This is a genomic window from Nocardiopsis sp. NPDC006832, from assembly GCF_040635885.1.
Lineage (GTDB): Bacteria > Actinomycetota > Actinomycetes > Streptosporangiales > Streptosporangiaceae > Nocardiopsis.
In genome coordinates this window covers 1-16,931 of the sequence record NZ_JBEYLC010000092.1, presented here as the reverse complement: position 1 = coordinate 16,931, position 16,931 = coordinate 1, and the positions used below count along the sequence as shown (strand labels likewise).

Sequence of the window (16,931 nt, the reverse complement as noted above, 5' to 3'; positions counted from 1 at the left end):
GTGGTGTTGTCGGTTGATGAGTTGGTGTTGCGGCCGGCTGGTGGGTTGGTGTCGGGTGGTGGGCCGTTGTACGGCTTGTCCTGGACACCGACCGAGACACCGGAGAACACCGTGTCCAGGGTCGCCGTCATCGGATCGGACGAGTCGGGTCTGTCCGACACCCTCTCCGGGATGGGAGTGCGGACCGAGGCCCACGCCGACCTGGATTCCCTGGACGACTCGCTTCGAGCGGGCGGTGCCGCACCGGACCTGGCCGTGGTCGCCCAGGGCTCCCTGGCCGGTCGCGGTACCGACGACGTCGTCGGTACCACCACGGAGGGCCTTTCCCTGGTGCGTTCCTGGACGGAGGCTCGTCACCTGTTCGGCACTCGACTGATCGTCCTCACCTCGGGGGCCGTCGACACCGGTGACGGTGAGCTCACCGATGTCGCCGGAGCCGCGCTCCACGGCCTGGTCCGCTCGGCGCAGAGTGAGCACCCGGGGGCCTTCACCCTCGTGGACATCGACGGTTCGGAAGAGTCCCTCGACATGCTCACGTCCGTCGGATCGAGCGAGGAGCCCACCGTTGCCCTGCGCTCGGGCACCCCCCTGCGTCCGGTGCTGGAACGTCTGGAGGGCCCGGACGACCTCGCCGACACGGGTCCCGAACCGAGGGCCGGCGGAACCGTGCTGGTCACGGGCGCCACCGGAGCGTTGGGACGCGCGGTGGTCCGTCACCTGGCCGACGCCTACGAGGTGCGCGACCTCCTCCTGCTCAGCAGGAGGGGGCCTGAGGCGCCGGGAGCCACGGAGCTGCGCGAAGAGCTGGGCGAAGCCGGGGTCGACGTGCGGTTGGAGGCCTGCGATGTCGGTGACAGGGAGGACCTCGCCCGGGTGATCGCGACGGTCGACCCGGACCGTCCGATCAGTGCCGTCGTGCACCTCGCCGGGATGCTGGACGACGGCATCATCACCTCCCTGACCCCCGAACGGCTCGAAGGGGTTCTGCGTCCCAAAGCACTGGGTGCTCTGTACCTGTGGGAGCTCACCCGCGACTCGAACCTGGACGCGTTCGTCTGTTTCTCCTCCGCGGCGGGGATCTTCGGGGGTGCGGGCCAGTCCAACTACGCGGCCGCCAACTCCGCGTTGGACGCGTTGGCCGTGCGGATTCGAGCCGAGGGCACACCCGCCTTCTCCCTGGCCTGGGGGCCGTGGGAGGGCGACGGTATGGCCGCGAACACGAACGCGGACGGTGAGGAACTGACCTCGCGCACCGGGCTGGTCGCGCTCTCCGTGGAGGAGGGCCTGAGGCTGTTCGACACCGCTCTTCGCTCGCTTCGTCCCCTGACCGTTCCGCTTCGCGTGGATTTTCGCTCGGTGAGGGAGAACCACGAATCCCCGTCGGTTCCCCGGCTGCTGCGGGGCATGGTGCGACCGCCGATGCGGGTGGTCGACAACAGCGTCGACGAGGGAAGGGAAACGGACTTCCCGACCCGGTTGGCGTCCATGGACGAAGAAGCGCGACGATCCGCGCTGCTCTCACTGGTCCGTTCCCAGGTGGCCGCGGTGCTCGGACACCTGCCGGAGGACGTCTCACCGGAGTACTCCCTGGTGGACGCCGGCTTCGACTCGTTGTCCGCGGTGGACCTGCGCAACCGTCTCCAACAGGTGTTGGGGCTCCGGCTTCCGTCCACACTGGTCTTCGACCACGGCACACCGCTGGAACTGTCCGAAGACCTGCTGGGGCGCGTCACCGCCGAGTCCGATGAACGTCGACCCGGTCGAAGCGGCGGTGACGACGGGTCGTCCACCGTCATATCGCTCTACGCCGAGGCGACCAAGGTCGGCAAGTGGGAGAAGGCCTTCGAGTTCCTGCACGCGGCCGCCGCCTTGCGCGACTCGTTCTCCGGTGCCGAGGACGGCCCGAAGACACGGCCCGTACCGCTCGCTCAAGGGCCGGGTGACCGTGCCCCCGTGTACGGATTCTCCTCCTGCCTGGCCCTGGCCGGTATCCAGGGCTACGCCAGGTTCGCCGCGGGGCTTCGCGGATCGCGTGACTTCATGGCGTTCCCCTGCCCTGGTTTCGAGGACGGGGAATCCCTTCCCGAGGAGATCTCCGCGGTGATCGAACTGCTCGGTGAAGCCGTCCGAAGCGACGCCAAGGGCCGACCACCGATCCTCCTGGGTTCGTCCGCGGGTGGCTGGTTCGCGAACTCCGTGGCGGCCTACCTGGAACGGACCGGGTCTCGGGTCGCGGGAGTCGTCCTGGTCGACACCTACACCCCGCAGAACGACATCCTCGCCAAGTTCGGCTTGGCCCTCATGGACGGAATGCACGATCGGGAGGGGGTCTTCGTCTCCCTCTCCGAGGACCGCCTCACGGCCATGGGCTGGTACCTGAAGATGTTCGGGTCGTGGGGAGCGGAACCCACGAAGTGTCCGACGCTGCTCGTCAGGGCTTCGGAACCGCTCACCCCGGAGGCGGAGAGGAACCACGGAGAGAACTGGCACTCCACGTGGGAGCACCCCCACGAGGTGGTCGACGTCCGTGGAACCCACTTCTCGATCATGGAGGAGTACTCGGCGGAGACCGCCCTCGCCATCGACGACTGGATCAGCAAGGAGTGCGAATGAGAGCCGATTTGTGGCTACGGGGGTTCCACCCCGCCCCCGAGGCCCCCGTCCGAATGGTGATCTTCCCCCACGCGGGGGGATCCGCCAGTTACTTCTTCACGTTGTCCCGACTGCTCGCCCCCGAAGTGGAGGTGTTCGTCGTGCAGTACCCGGGGCGCCAGGACCGTCGCCGGGAGCCGGTGCGTGAGAACGTCGAGCTCCTGGCCAAGGAGCTGGTCGAAGAGCTCCACCCGAGGGATGCGAAGCCCACCGTGTTCTTCGGCCACAGTCTCGGGGCCACCGTGGCCTTCGAGGTCGCACGGCGGTTGGAGCAGGCGGGCGTCGGTCCCGCCGCGCTCTGGGCGTCGGCGAGGTGTGCGCCGAGTGATCACCGTACCCACGACATCCATCTGTTGGACGATGAAGGGATCATCGCCGAACTGCGTCGTTTGAGCGGGACCGACACCTCATTGTTGGACGACAAAGAACTTCTGGACACCTTGATGCCCGCGATCCGGGGGGATTACAAGGCGGCCGAAACCTACGTCTACACTTCCGGCCCCCCACTGGCCTGTCCTGTCGTCGGCTTCGTGGGTGACGACGACAGCCGTGTGAGGGAGGCCGACCTCTTGGGTTGGCGCGAGCTAACGGAATCCGGTTTCGAGTTGGTCCACATGCCGGGTGGGCATTTCTATCCGACCGATCACCCGGCGTTGACGGCCGAGGAATTCAGGACCCGACTCGGGTCTATGGACGGGTCGGGGACCGCGGAGGTGTGAACGGGCGCGGTCTCGGCGATCACGGAAGGGAGGGCCAGCCGGTTCTTCACGTTCAGCTTCCTGTAGACCTGCGTGAGGTGCTGCTCGACGGTGCTGATGGTGATGAACAGGTTCCGGGAGATCTCTCGGTTGCTCTGCCCCTGCGCCGCGAGCTCGGCCACCCTGCGCTCCGACTTGGTCAGACATGCGGCGGGAACGGGCTCGTGGGGTCCCGGGTGGTCGACCGGTGCCGCGTTGGAGCGGACCTTCGCTATGAGGCGGTCGGCTCGTTCCTTGAGCCGCTGGGCCTTCTTGACCTCGCCGAGGGACTCGAAGGTGTGTCCGAGTTCGAGCAGGGCCCGGCCCAGGGCGAGGTCGTCATTGGCCACGCGGAACAGATCGATCGCCTGGTTGAGCAACACCGGACGGTTCTGGACGGGTTCGGTACGGGACCACAACAACAAAGCCTCGGCCCTGCCCCTGTGGTCCTTCTGACAGAGCAGTTCACGTTGTTCGTCGAGGTAGGCCCTCGCCTCGTCCGGTCGACCCAGGTCGATGAGCGCCTCCGCGGTCGCCGAACGCCAGTCGTGGAACCCGGGGAAGTCCAGGCCCCACTGACGGATCAGTCGTTCACAGTGCTTGAAGTCGGTCAGGGCGACGGAGGCGCTCCCGGAGGCCAGGTGATACCTGCCTCGCGCGATGAGGTAACCCAGGCCGTACCTGCTCGAGTACATGGCTTCGGGCGGTTCGTACTGGAGGAGGGCCGTGGCCTCGTCGAGTCTGCCGAGTCGGGTGGTGCTCAGGAGAAGGGTGCCCAGAGGCGCTCCGATGGCCACCCCCCAGCTGCGGGAGGGCAGCGTGTTCAGGGCCTCACGGGCAAGGGACTCCGCCGTGACCGGGTCGCCCTGGCGCAGGGCGATCTCACCGCGGTGTGCGGAGAACACCGCGTTCCAGAGGGGGACGTCGCGGTCGGCGGCCTGGGCGAGCAACACCTCGCAGGCATGGCGGGCGTTCGTGAGACTTCCGGAGTAGACGAGGACGAGAAGGGCCGCCTCGGTGGTCATGAACGTGGAGTCGGCCAGATGGGAGGTCCGCAGGAATTGTTCGGCGGTGTTGACGGCCTCTTCCAGCGAGTCTCCGGTGAACAGGCTGTTCAGCACGGAGTCCGCTCGGGAGAGCCGGCTGGTCGAGACGGCTTCGTACAGGGAGGTGTCGTCGGCCCCCTCGGCCTCCAGTACTTCTTGGAGGGAGGGTTGGAGGTTGAGCAGTGGCCGGCACTTGGAGAGGAACTCCAGCCGCCGACGGTATTCCCCGGTGCGGAGAAGGTGCTGGATCATCTTCAGGACCTCCCGGCCCCTGCCGTGCCAGATCAGCGCCTGCATGAGCTCCACCGAATCGGTGACACGGAGGATGCCCTCGTAGAAGGAGTCGATCAGGCAGTTCAGGTGCTGGGTCGCGGTCAACGGATCGATCCGCCACCTCGCCTGGGTGAGAGCCATGGTGATCCTGGACTTCTCCGCCCTGTCATCGCAGGACTCCAAAGCCAGTTCCAGGTGCGCGATGGCACTGCTGGTCTCGTTCTGTGCCAGGTCCTCGGTCGCGGCGTCCTTGAGCAGTTCCACGGTCCAGGAGCCCGTCGTGGACTGCCCGAGGATCTTGTTGACCACCGAGGGGTGCTCCTTGTTGGATCCGCTCAGGTGCATGGTGTGAACGGCACGGATCCTGAGGCCGCGGTAACGCTCGGGTGCCACGCCGTCGAGAACCGTGTTCATGGCCGTGGGCAACCGGAAGTGGCAACGATCGTCGAGGATCCCCATTTCCTGGAGGGCGCTCAGCGCCATTTCCGTGCTGCTCTGCCCCTCCGTGAACATGTATCTCAGCAGTAGTGGGGCCGCCGACCTGAGCCTTGCCGAGGTGGAGAGGACCGCCGCGGCCTCCGCGACCCGGGCCGTGTGCGGGTCGCACGTGCGCAGACAGGCCAGGACCGACTGCCGGTACTCGCGGCCGGGCAAGAGCTCGGTCCCCTCGCCGGAGTTCTTGGCGTCTTCGATGAGGCAACGCAGCAACAGCGGGTTGCCTCCGGTCGCTTCGGTGTACTCGGTGGCCAACCGGTCGGTGATGGTCCCGCCGAGATGGTCGACGAGGGTCTGGCGGACGCCGTTCTTGGACAGGGGTCGGGTGTGGATCCGTCGGTACAACGGCGAGCGGATCGTCTCGACGTGGAACAGGGGGTCCACCGGTGGAAAGTGGTGAGACTGGCTGAGCAGCACGACCAGGCCGCCACCGCGCCATTCGCAGATGATTCGTTGGAGCAACTTCAGCGAGGCCGGGTCGGCGTTGTGGATGTCCTCGACCGTCACCAGGAACGGTGAGACGTGCGCCGCTTTGGTGAGGGCCTGCCTGAGCCGTTCACCGAGGGAGGAGGGAAGCTGGGAGCAGTCCGGGTCCTGGTGGGTGACCGACGCGATCGCGTCCCCCACCGAGGTGAGTTCTTCCCTCGTCTCGGGGTCGATCCGGTCATCGGCGAAGGGGCGCAGGAGAAGTTGCTGTATCACCCCGAACGGTGCTGCCGCGTTGATCGTCGAGTTGGTCGCCCAGAGGTGGGGCATGTGAGCGCAGGTTGCCAAGTCGGAGGCGAAGCGAACGAGTTCTGTTTTCCCTGTTCCGGTTCCGCCTTCGATTATGAAAAACGAAGATCTTCCCGCCTTGGCTTCGGTCAAGGCGAATTCCAAGGTTTCTTTCGCTTGTTCGCGTTCGGCAATATTCGCTGGCTTCACGGGTTTTCCTTAAGGGTATGTTGAGTGGGATTTCCTTGTGTGCTGGGCTTCTGGGTCAGTGGTGGCTCAGGGTAATTTTGGCACCGGGTATCAGTTTCTCTTGAGGTCCCTTGGCTGGCTAGGGCCCTCGTGTGCGGGGGCTGCTGTCTTGGGATCGTAAATGTTGCTTCCGCTAATATCCAGTGGTGGCGGCGGTGAAGTTCGAGAACCAGCCTTAAATTCACTTAAGGTTTGAGTTCGAGTTCGGGGTGTAGTTGAGCAATTTCGAAGAGTGGTCGTTTATGGTTCAACAATTAACGAGATGCTTGAGTGGCTATTTACTCGGTGAAAGTTGAGAATTCTTCGAGATCGCTCGTATGTGGGTGGGAGGCGACGCCGTGTCCGACCCGGGCCCCGTGACACGCATACACCGAGGGCGCCGGACCGGGCGTCGACCCGGACCGGCGCCCCCGGTGGGCGCTCCCTCAGCCGTCGGAACGGAGGATGATCTCCAGCACCGTGTCCTCGTCCACCGCGCCCTCGGTGTACAGGAGCGGAGAATAGGAACCGTCGAGCAGGTCGTCGACCTGGTCACGGTAGTGGGGGCTGCGCGTGTCACCGGACTGCCCCGGGGCGTTCACCATGACCGATGAGTCCCACTCCCCGACGTCGAGCACCATCCTGAACGAGGCCCCCGACAACTGGGAGTGATCGGCCGCGTCGAAGGTGGAGCTGTCGACGGTGTGTTCGGCCCCCGCCCGCTCGAACGGACCGATCGGTGGGTTCCAGGGGTGGGCGAAGCTCGTGTTGTGCAACGAGCCCCACCTCCATTGGTCGGGGTTCGTTCCCAAGGAGGAGCTCACATCGGCGAAGGCCTCGCCCAGGGAGTCCGTCAGGATCCGGTCCAGCTCGTCCTTCGCCCCATCGCCGAGCCACCGCTCGGGTTCCTGGAGCGCATGGTAGAGCGCGCCCGAATTCATGGTCGAGGTGAGGGTTTCTCCCAGCACGGGGGAGATCTCGCGGTAGAAGGTCGGCCCCAGGTGTCGACTCACCCAGGTCTGGTACAGGGCCGCGCCCGCCGAATCGGTGGAAGCGACGTGGTCCCATTCCCGGAGGACCCTGAGAGCCTCCCCGACGTCCCCCTCGGCCTCCAGACCGTCGAGCAGGGGCAGGACGTCCCGTGCGGAGGTGTCCAGGTGGTCGTTCTGCAGGGCCATTGAGTCGGTGAGGGTCGTGGAGGTCCGATCCTCCAGCTCCTCCACGATGCGTTCCTGCCGGTAGCCCGGGTCCCACTCGTACCCGATGCCCAGATCCAGGGGAACGTTGCGTTCGTTCGCCGTGGACAGGAAACCTTCCTCCGGGTTGAGGCTCGACGGCAGGTCATCGGGATCGAGGAAACCGTCCCATTCGTAACCGCCGTCTCCGGGGACGGGGAGGAGCCCGTCGTAGCCGTCGCGTCGGGGGATCAGACCCGCGGTCGCCCAGCCGATGTCGCCGTCGGTGTCGGCGTACGTGTAGTTCACCGGCGGACCGGCCCACGAGGACAAGGCATCCTCGAAGTCGTCGAAGTCCTCCGTGCCGAGCAACCGCATGCCGTGGAAGTAGGCCGCGGTCCCCGGTTCCGACCACGTGCTGCGCAGAGCCAGTGCCGTTCCGCTCTCCTCGTCGAGGTGCAGGACCGGTCCGTGTCGGGTGAACCGCAGGTCCACCCGTTCGGAAGCGCCGTCGCCGGTGGGGATCTCCTCGGTGACCGTGGTCATGGTCTCCCAGCCGTCACCGTAACGGTAACGGGAGGAATCCTCCGGATCGAGGTCGTAGACGTAGAGATCCTGCTGGTCGGCGTTGAGAAAGGTGAGGCCGAACGCCGCGGTCCCGTTGTGGCCCATGGAGACGCCGGGCAGGAACGGCTCGCCCGCGCCGATCACGTCGAACTCCGGTCCCGATAGATGAACGGCGTACCGAAGGGACGGAGCCTGGACGGACCGGTGCGGGTCGCCGGCGAGGATGGGTCGGCCGGTGGACGTACGCTCCGGGGCGATGGTCCAGCTGTTGCTTCCCTCGGCTTCGAGCATGCGTCGCAGCGTTTCGTCCTCGACGTCGAAGGCCGGTGCCCCCTCCTCTCCGAGGGAGACCGGGCTCACCGCGAGAATGAACGGTGTCAGGACCTCGGGGGAGACCGAGCACGGGTCCAGCCCGTCGGGGATCGTGACCTCGTGCTCGGGTTCCGAGCCGGTCACGACCTCTCCGAAATCGAGGTCCTGGGCGCATGCGAACAGTGAACGGGTGACCTCACTGGTGAAATTACTTCCGAGGCTGTTGCTCCGGATGCGGACGATGTCCTCGGGTTCCCACAAGGCCGGTGAGTAACCGAGTTCCTGGAACTCGGGGGGCGCCTTCTCGGGGTACTCCTCGATCAGCCCCACGTAGGCGTTGACACCTTCCGTGAATCGTTCGGCGGCCTCGCGCGCACCGGGGCCGTAACTCTCCCATTCCACGTCCATATCTCCGCGGAACATGAAGGTCCTGGCGGCTTTGTCGTGTTCCAGGTATTCCGCTCCGAAGGCCTCGGAAAGCTCCCCCAACCCCTGCCTCCGCTGGAGGTCGAGCTGGAAGAGCCGGTCCCGGGCGGCGTTCAGGCCCTGGGCGAAGAAGAGGTCGGCGGTGCTGTCCGCGTAGATGTGCGGAACCCCCGAGGAGTCGACCGCGATGCGCACATCGTCCGTGAGTCCGGGAAGCTCGTACGTTCGCTGTTCCGTGGGCTGCGCCGACGCGTCCGCGGTGATGAGCGCGAAAGTCAAGGTGGCGGAAGCGAGCAGTGCCCAAGCGGGTTTCTCGATATTGCTCATGTACGGCCTTTCGGAAGCTCACGGTGCGGGGGACGCGATGCGATCGGGGAGCCGGCCGATCTTCGGCGAGAGCGTCTCGGTGAACCCGGAGCGGGGCGCGAGGGGGTCTCGGCCGCGGTACCGAGTCCGGTGGTCAGCCGAGCCCGAACCCTTGCCGAAAGGCAGTATTTCCCATTTGGTGCAATAAGGGGTACCCCTGTCTGCCCCCAGTCTTTTTGTTGATACCAATAGGGGTGGTGCGACCCCCGATCTCCGAATCCTTCTCTTTGTGAATGGCCGAGCGGCGGATACGGATGTGCAACGACGTGACGGTGAGCGGTGCGCGAAAACCTCGTGTCATGGGTGCCGATCGGAGCCGCGCGGAGGCATAGTGGGGCCCGCGGAGACCGCACGGCACCGCGTACATCCCCCGTGGTCGAGAGACCCAGGCTTCGGGAGGTCCTGTGCTCGTGAACCGGATTCGTGACTTCGTGCGACGCCACCCGGCGCTACGGGAGACGGTGCGAAGCGTGCGCGTTGGACTCCCACGGGGTTTCGGCGGGATCGAGTCCTTCAGGGAAGAACGCCGTTTCGAGCTGGCGCTCCCCATCCGTGAGGGCGACACCGACGCGGATCCGGAGACGCTCTCCTTCACCGTGCCGGGCGGACTCTGGGTCCCGCGCGAACTCGAACGGGAGGGACTGGCCGGGTTCGAACCCGAGACCCTGGCCTGTTTCCTCGCCGCCCTGGATCACGCCGGCCCGGGCGCGGTCCTCGACATCGGCGCGAACGTGGGCGTGTACGGCCTGCTCGCGGCCGCGCGCGGCACGCGCGCGGTGCACGCCTTCGAACCCACTCCGCGGGTCGCGGCCACCGCGCGGGAACTGGCCAAGACCAACGGCCTTCCGGTCATGGTGGTGGAGTGCGCGCTGGGCGACCGGCTCGGGCGGGCCTCCTTCACTCTCTCCTCCACCTCGGACGCCTCGAACTCACTGGCGGCGGGGTTCCGTACCGCGGCCGAACGGATCGAGGTGCGGGTGGACACGGTGTCCCGCTGGTGTGAGCGCACCGGTACCGTCCCGGCCGTGGTCAAGATCGACACCGAGACCACCGAACCCGAGGTCATCGCGGGCGGTATCGAGGCACTGCGTGCCTTTCGTCCCTGGATCCTCTGCGAGGTATTGCCGGGGCGCGGTGTCGAGAAACGACTCATGAGGCTGCTGCGCCCCCTCGACTACGGCTGGTACCAACTCGGGGACGAGGTGCCCCCACCGGTCCGTGGTGTGATCGATGGCCGGATCGCAGAGGCCGACCAGCGTATGTGGCTCTTCGCCCCCGAAACACCGTCGGACGCCTTCTGGGCGGACACCCGTGCCTGGCGCCGTGCCCTGGAGACCTGCGTGCCGACGTCGGTGCTCAGGGCATGAGAAAGGTCATGCGAACAGGGCCGTTCGAGGAGCGCTCGACCCCCTGGACGTCGGTGACCTGTCCGGTCGCTTGAAAGGCCTCCGGTTCTTCGTCGGTGCGGTGCCTTTTAGGTATGCTCTCGAAGATTTTCTGGTTGACCCGAAAAGGGGAATGGTGTGTGTTCTCTGGATAAAGGGGGTGCAGAAGATCGTGGCATTTATTTCTTTTGGGGTTTTTCGGTCACTGTGATTCGGTGGGTTATGTCATGGTTCGTGATAATGCTTCGCGCCAGGTGATCAGCGTGTTCGACCTTGTTGAGGGTGTGGCGCGAGGTGTCGCGGGTACGCCTTTCTGAATGTCATGATTCCAGTGTCTTATGGAATATTTCCATTTCCGCTGCGCCCCTGTGGCGCCTGTGTTGTTGTTGGTCCCGGTCGTTGTGCGGTTCGGCGAATCGGACCTTTCGTCGCCCCGGACGCGCCTGTGATGATTCCGTCTGGAAATGGTGGTGTTCTGTGACTGAAACGGTCGAATCGAGTCCCTTGGCCTTGGAGGACCAGCAGTCGAGTCTGGGGACGTCGGCGGCACGAAACCTGGCGACGACCACGAAGTCCGCCCCGCAGATGCAGGGTGTGACGTCGCGCTGGCTGCTGCGGATGCTCCCGTGGGTGCAGGCGCGCGGTGGTGTGTACCGGGTGAACCGTCGGCTGACCTACACGGTCGGTGATGGGCACGTGACCTGTGTGAACACCGGTGCCGAGGTGAGTGTGGTGCCGGCGGAGCTGCGGGAGTTGCCCGCGCTGCGCGGGTTCGGTGACGACGCGGTGTTGGAGGCGTTGGCCGGACGCTTCGAACAGCGAGAGTTCGCGCCCGGTGACCTGATCGTCGAGGCGGGACGGCCCATGGACGGGGTGTACGTCCTGGCGCACGGCAAGGTGAACCGGATCGGCCAGGGCAAGTACGGCGACGACATCGTGTTGGACGTACTGGCCGGTGGTGGTTACTTCGGCGACGACGTCTTCATCGGCGACGAACGCACGTGGGACTTCACCGCGAAGGCGGTCACCCGCTGCACGGTGCTCACCCTGCCTCGGCGTGCCCTGGGCGAGATGAACGGTTTCTCCCAGGCACTGCGGGAGCACGCTCGCACCCGGGCCGAGGGCCTGGGCCCGAGCAACCCGGAGGGTGAGGCGGAGATCGGTCTGGCCTCGGGCCACGACGGTGAACCGGAGCTGCCGGGCACGTTCGTGGACTATGAGCGTGAACCCCGTGAGTACGAGCTGAGCGTGGCGCAGACGGTACTGCGGGTGCACAGTCGGGTGGCCGACCTCTACAACGAGCCGATGAACCAGGTGGAGCAGCAGCTCCGACTGACCACCGAGGCGTTGCGCGAGCGGCAAGAACACGAGCTGATCAACAACCGCGACTTCGGTCTGCTGCACAACGCCGCCCCGGACCAGCGGATCCAGCCGCGTACCGGTCCGCCCACCCCCGATGACCTCGACGAGCTCATCGCCACGGTGTGGAAGGAACCCTCCTTCATGCTGGCCCACCCGCGCACCATCGCGGCGTTCGGGCGAGAGTGCAACCACCAGGGTCTGTACCCGCAGAGCATCGACGTGTCCGGCCACAAGGTCCCCTCGTGGCGAGGCATCCCCATGCTGCCCTGCAACAAGATCCCCGTTACCGGCGCCCGGACCAGCTCCATCCTGCTCATGCGTACAGGGGACCAGAACCGGGGCGTCGTCGGCCTGCACCAGACCGGTATCCCCGACGAGTACGAACCGGGGTTGTCCGTGCGCTTCATGGGCATCGACGAACGCGCCGTCATCTCCTACCTGGTCAGCACCTACTACTCCGCGGCGGTCCTGGTACCCGACGCCTTGGGGATCCTGGAGGACGTCGAGCTCGGACGCGAGCACTGACGGCTCTCGCACCGTCCCCCACCGACCCGCGCCGCCCCGGGGACCGGACACCGGGGCGGCCGCCTCGCATCGACGAGGCCCGGCCCGAGCGCGCTCGGATCGATGACCTCCGGATCGAAGCAGCCCAGTAGGAATGGTGGCCCTTGCCATGAGAGAGATGGAATCGGACGCCGTGGACCCGGCCGAGATGGGTGCCCGGTCGAGTCTGGGGACGTCGGTGGCACGAAACCTGGCGGCGACCACGAAGTCCGCCCCGCAGATGCAGGGGGCGACCCCTCGGTGGTTGTCGCGCGTGCTCCCCTGGGAGGAGACCCGGGGTGCTGTGTACCGGGTGAACCGTCGGCTGACCTACACGGTCGGTGATGGGCACGTGACCTGTGTGAACACCGGTGCCGAGGTGAGTGTGGTGCCGGCGGAGCTGCGGGAGTTGCCCGCGCTGCGCGGGTTCGGTGACGACGCGGTGTTGGAGGCGTTGGCCGGAGGCTTCGAGCAGCACGAGTTCGCGTCCGGTGACCTGATCGTCGAGGCGGGACGGCCCATGGACGGGGTGTACGTCCTGGCGCACGGCAAGGTGAATCGGATCGGCCGGGGCAAGTACGGCGACGACATCGTGCTGGACGTGGTGGGTGACGGCGGGTTCTTCGGTGACGCCGTATTCACCGACACCTCGGATCCCTGGGCCTTCACGGTCATGGCCAACACTCCGTGCATCGTCATGAGACTGCCTCGGGAGGCGACCGAACGGGCGATCGCCGCGTCCGAACGGCTGCGCGCACACGTTCGGGACCGGCCCCCGACCCCGGGACCCCACAACAAGTGGGGCGAGTCGGAGATCGACCTCGCCTCCGGGCACGCCGGTGAGAGGGTACTGCCGGGCACGTTCGTGGACTATGAGCGTGAACCCCGTGAGTACGAGCTGAGTGTGGCGCAGACGGTGCTGCGGGTGCACAGTCGGGTGGCCGACCTCTACAACGACCCGATGGATCAGATGGAGCAGCAGCTCCGGCTCACCATCGAGGCGTTGCGCGAGCGGCAAGAACACGAGCTGATCAACAACCGCGACTTCGGCCTGCTGCACAACGCCGCACTGCGACAACGCATCCACACCCGAGGGGGCCCGCCCACCCCCGACGACCTCGACGAACTGATCTCCCGCCGCCGGAAGACCAGGTTCCTCCTGGCCCACCCGCGCGCCATCGCGGCGTTCGGCCGCGAGTGCAACCGTCGCGGCCTGTACCCGGACTCCACCGAGGTCGAGGGGCACCCGGTGATGGCCTGGCGGAACGTGCCCCTCCTGCCCTGCGACAAGATCCCCGTCTCCGAGCACCGGACCACGTCCATCCTGGCCATGCGTACCGGCAAGGACGCCCAAGGCGTCGTCGGCCTGCGCCGGACCGGTCTGCCCGATGAGTACGAACCCGGCCTCAACGTCCGGTACATGGGGGTCGACGACCGGGCGGTCGTCTCCTACCTCGTCAGCACCTACCACTCCGCCGCCGTCCTGGTGCCGGACGCGCTGGGGGTCCTGGAGAACGTCGACATCACACGATGAGGAGCACACCCATGACCACCATCGAGGACACCACGGAAGGTCACCGACCACATGAGGTCCTGGCTCGCAGCCGTGAGCTGATCGATCCCGCCCTGCGCACCGCCGTCGACGGTCTGCCCTCCGCCATCCGCCGCATCGTCGGCTACCACTTCGGTTGGCGCGATGAGAACGGCGTGCCGAGCGACGACGACTCGGGGAAGGCGATCCGACCCACGCTGTCCCTGCTGGCCGCGGAGGCGGTGGGCGGGTCTTCCGAGTCGGGGGTGTCCGCCGCGGTGGCCGTGGAGTTGGTCCACAACTTCTCCCTCCTGCACGACGACATCATGGACGGCGACACCACACGCCGGCACCGCCCCGCGGCCTGGACCGTGTTCGGGGCCAATCCCACGATCCTGGCCGGGGACGCCCTCCAGACCTTGGCCTTGGACGTTCTCGCCGCCGGCGGTCACCCGGCGGCCCAGGACGGGGTGCGGATGCTCAGCGCCGCCGTCCTGGACCTGATCAATGGCCAGGTCGCGGACCTGGACTTCGAGACCCGCGACGACGTCGGCCTCGCCGAATGCGTCCGGATGGCCGAACTCAAGACCGGGGCGCTGCTCGGCTGCGCCTGCGCGTTGGGCGCCGTCTTCGGTGGCGCACCCGACAAGGCGGAGCCGTTGCGCCGCCTCGGCCTGGCCTTCGGGACGGCCTTCCAACACGTCGACGACCTCCTCGGCATCTGGGGGAGTCCGGAGACCACCGGCAAGTCGATCCACTCGGATCTGCGTAGCCGTAAGAAGTCCCTGCCCGTGGTGGCGGCCCTGACGTCGGGCACCTCCGCGGGGCGGGAGCTGGCCGGGCTCTACTTCCGGGAGCGGGAGCTCTCCGACGTCGAACTCGCTCGGGCCGCGGAGTTGGTGGAGGCCGCCGGGGGGCGTGAGTGGAGCCGCCGCCAGGCCGACGAACTGATGGATCGTGCGATGGGTGAGCTTCGGGACGCGGGCCTGGTCCGACGGCCCGCCGAGGAGCTCGGGGCCCTCGCCCGTTTCGCCACGCGCCGCGCTCACTGACACAGCGCCCATCGACAGGAAGAGCAGGATGTCCACTACGAAATCGCCCCGTACGACCAGTGCGCACACCGTCGAACGGTTGGAGCCGGACACGGTTATGGTCGCCGACGAGCTGCGGCGCCAAGGACTGCCGAGTGTCCCCTGCCCCGCCGCCGTCCTGCTCGATGGTGAGATCCGGCGACGGGGCGCGCGCACCGTGCGCGGCCCGCTCCGGACAGGGCCGTGGCGGGCCGGTCCGGAGCGGGCGGCCCTCGGCTCGGCGGCGTTCCTTCGGGCCACCGACGGATCGACGGACCCGGGTGTGGTGGGTCTGGGAGCGGCTGCGGCGCGTGGCGACCGGGGCCCGGACTCGGCCCGAGCGGCCCTGCACGCGTGGCTGGCGGTCGCCCGCCCCCGCGAGGTCCTGCTCGCCGCGCCGCGTTCGTTCTGCGCGGGCGTGGACCGCGCCGTCGAGATCGTGGAGCGGGCGCTGGAACAGCGGGGCGGCCCGATCCACGTCCGTAAACAGATCGTGCACAACCGCCACGTGGTCGCCGAACTGGAGGAGAAGGGGGTGGTGTTCGTGGAGGAACTCGACGCCGTACCCGACGGTGCCACGGTCGTGTTCTCCGCGCACGGGGTCTCCCCGGCGGTCCATACCGAGGCGGAGCGTCGAGGACTGGACGTGATCGACGCGACCTGCCCGCTGGTGGGCAAGGTGCACCACGAGGCCCGCCGCTTCGCCGATCGCGGCGACACCATCGTGCTGGTGGGGCACGCCGGGCACGAAGAGGTCGAAGGGACCATGGGCGAGGCCCCGGACCGGATCATGCTGGTCGAGACCCCCGCGGACGTCGCCCGTCTGGAGGTGGCCGACCCCGACAAGGTCTCCTACCTCACCCAGACCACTCTGGCCGCGGACGAGACCGCCGAGGTGATCGACGCCCTGCGCACCCGATTCCCCATGCTGCGCGGCCCCGGCTCCGACGACATCTGTTACGCCACCACCAACCGACAGGAGGCGTTGAGGGCGATCGCCCGAGACGCCGACCTCGTCCTCGTCGTGGGTTCGACCAACTCCTCCAATTCCCTACGGCTGGTGGAGCTGTCCGAGCGGGTCGGAACCCCGGCCCACCTCATCGACGACGCCGCGGACATCCGCCCCGACTGGCTCGCCGGAGTGACCACGATCGGTCTCACCGCCGGTGCCTCGGCGCCCCACCACCTGGTGGAGGCGGTCGTCGGCGCTCTGAGCGGGCTGGGCCCCGTCGGCGTCTCCGAACACGAGACCACCCGCGAGACGGTGCGCTTCACCCTGCCTCTCTCCGTCCGCACACCCTGAGCCCGACCACAGGACCACCGATCAGAACAGGCGTTCCCATGCAAGCGTTCGACCTGCCCGACTTCTACCTGCCGCATCCTGCCCGACTCAACCCCCACCTGGAGCGCACCCGCGAACACAGCATGGAGTGGGCCCGGGGCATGGGCATGCTCGACTCCGCCGCGCCCGGTGGCGGCCTGGTCTGGGACGAGGCCACCCTGGCCGGGATGGACTACGCGCTGATGTGCGCCTACACCCACCCGGACTGTGACGGTCCCATGTTGGACCTGATCACCGACTGGTACGTGTGGGTGTTCTTCTTCGACGACTACTTCCTCGAACTGTTCAAGTACTCCCGCGACTTCGCGGGGGCACAGACCTTCCTCGACGACCTCGAAACCTTCATGACCGAGGACGGGGGCGGTCCGCGCGCACCCCGGAACCCGGCCGAGGCCGGCCTGGCCGACCTGTGGCGGCGCACGGTGCCGTCGATGTCGGACGACTGGCGGCGGCGCTTCGTCACCAGCACGCACAACCTCATGGTCGAGTCCATGTGGGAGCTGGACAACATCGACCGGGACCGGATCGCCAACCCCATCGAATACATCCAGATGAGGCGCAGGGTCGGTGGGGCACCGTGGTCGGCCAACCTCGTGGAGGTCGCCGTGGGCGCCGAACTCCCTGATGCGGTCGCCGAATCCCGCCCCCTGCGGGTGCTGTCCGATACCTTCTCCGACGCGGTGCACCTGCGCAACGACCTTTTCTCC

The 16,931-nt window shown here is 67.2% G+C and carries 9 protein-coding genes and 1 pseudogene; 8 read left to right on the top strand and 2 right to left on the bottom strand.

Features of this window, described 5'->3' with window-relative positions:
- Positions 1-111 precede the first annotated feature (111 nt).
- Both ABZ717_RS26900 and ABZ717_RS26895 read left to right on the top strand, forming a co-directional pair.
- On the top strand, positions 112-2,613 hold the full coding sequence (locus ABZ717_RS26900; RefSeq protein WP_358515509.1) for a type I polyketide synthase: 2,502 nt from the start codon (positions 112-114) through the stop codon (positions 2,611-2,613).
- Positions 2,610-3,371, top strand: a complete 762-nt coding sequence (locus ABZ717_RS26895) for an alpha/beta fold hydrolase (protein WP_358515506.1) — start codon at positions 2,610-2,612, stop codon at positions 3,369-3,371. Before ABZ717_RS26900 ends, ABZ717_RS26895 begins: the two co-directional genes overlap by 4 nt.
- On the opposite strand, the gene ABZ717_RS26890 is transcribed toward ABZ717_RS26895, so the two are convergent.
- Together ABZ717_RS26890 and ABZ717_RS26885 are read right to left on the bottom strand one after the other, a co-directional pair.
- Positions 3,296-6,127 (bottom strand): LuxR C-terminal-related transcriptional regulator, encoded by a 2,832-nt coding sequence (locus ABZ717_RS26890; protein ID WP_358515504.1) that lies wholly within the window; start codon positions 6,125-6,127, stop codon positions 3,296-3,298. The genes ABZ717_RS26895 and ABZ717_RS26890 overlap by 76 nt on opposite strands.
- Positions 6,128-6,591: 464 nt before the next feature.
- On the bottom strand, positions 6,592-8,952 hold the full coding sequence (locus ABZ717_RS26885) for a penicillin acylase family protein (RefSeq protein ID WP_358515502.1): 2,361 nt from the start codon (positions 8,950-8,952) through the stop codon (positions 6,592-6,594).
- Between the two features lie 509 nt (positions 8,953-9,461).
- Here ABZ717_RS26885 and ABZ717_RS26880 point away from each other — a divergent pair.
- From ABZ717_RS26880 to ABZ717_RS26855, 6 genes and pseudogenes are all read left to right on the top strand, one after another.
- The gene (locus ABZ717_RS26880; RefSeq protein WP_358515499.1) at positions 9,462-10,358 is read left to right on the top strand and encodes an FkbM family methyltransferase; all 897 of its coding nucleotides are present in this window, start codon (positions 9,462-9,464) and stop codon (positions 10,356-10,358) included.
- 495 nt (positions 10,359-10,853) lie between these two features.
- On the top strand, positions 10,854-12,263 hold the full coding sequence (locus ABZ717_RS26875) for a family 2B encapsulin nanocompartment shell protein (protein ID WP_358515497.1): 1,410 nt from the start codon (positions 10,854-10,856) through the stop codon (positions 12,261-12,263).
- A gap of 157 nt (positions 12,264-12,420) precedes the next feature.
- Positions 12,421-13,815, top strand: coding sequence for a family 2B encapsulin nanocompartment shell protein (locus tag ABZ717_RS26870; RefSeq protein ID WP_358515511.1), 1,395 nt, complete (start codon positions 12,421-12,423; stop codon positions 13,813-13,815).
- 11 nt (positions 13,816-13,826) lie between these two features.
- On the top strand, positions 13,827-14,864 hold the full coding sequence (locus tag ABZ717_RS26865; RefSeq protein WP_358515494.1) for a family 2 encapsulin nanocompartment cargo protein polyprenyl transferase: 1,038 nt from the start codon (positions 13,827-13,829) through the stop codon (positions 14,862-14,864).
- Between the two features lie 28 nt (positions 14,865-14,892).
- Complete coding sequence (locus ABZ717_RS26860) at positions 14,893-16,185, top strand: 4-hydroxy-3-methylbut-2-enyl diphosphate reductase (protein ID WP_358515492.1); 1,293 nt, start codon at positions 14,893-14,895, stop codon at positions 16,183-16,185.
- 38 nt (positions 16,186-16,223) lie between these two features.
- A pseudogene (locus ABZ717_RS26855) lies at positions 16,224-16,931 on the top strand (germacradienol/geosmin synthase); the annotation flags it as partial.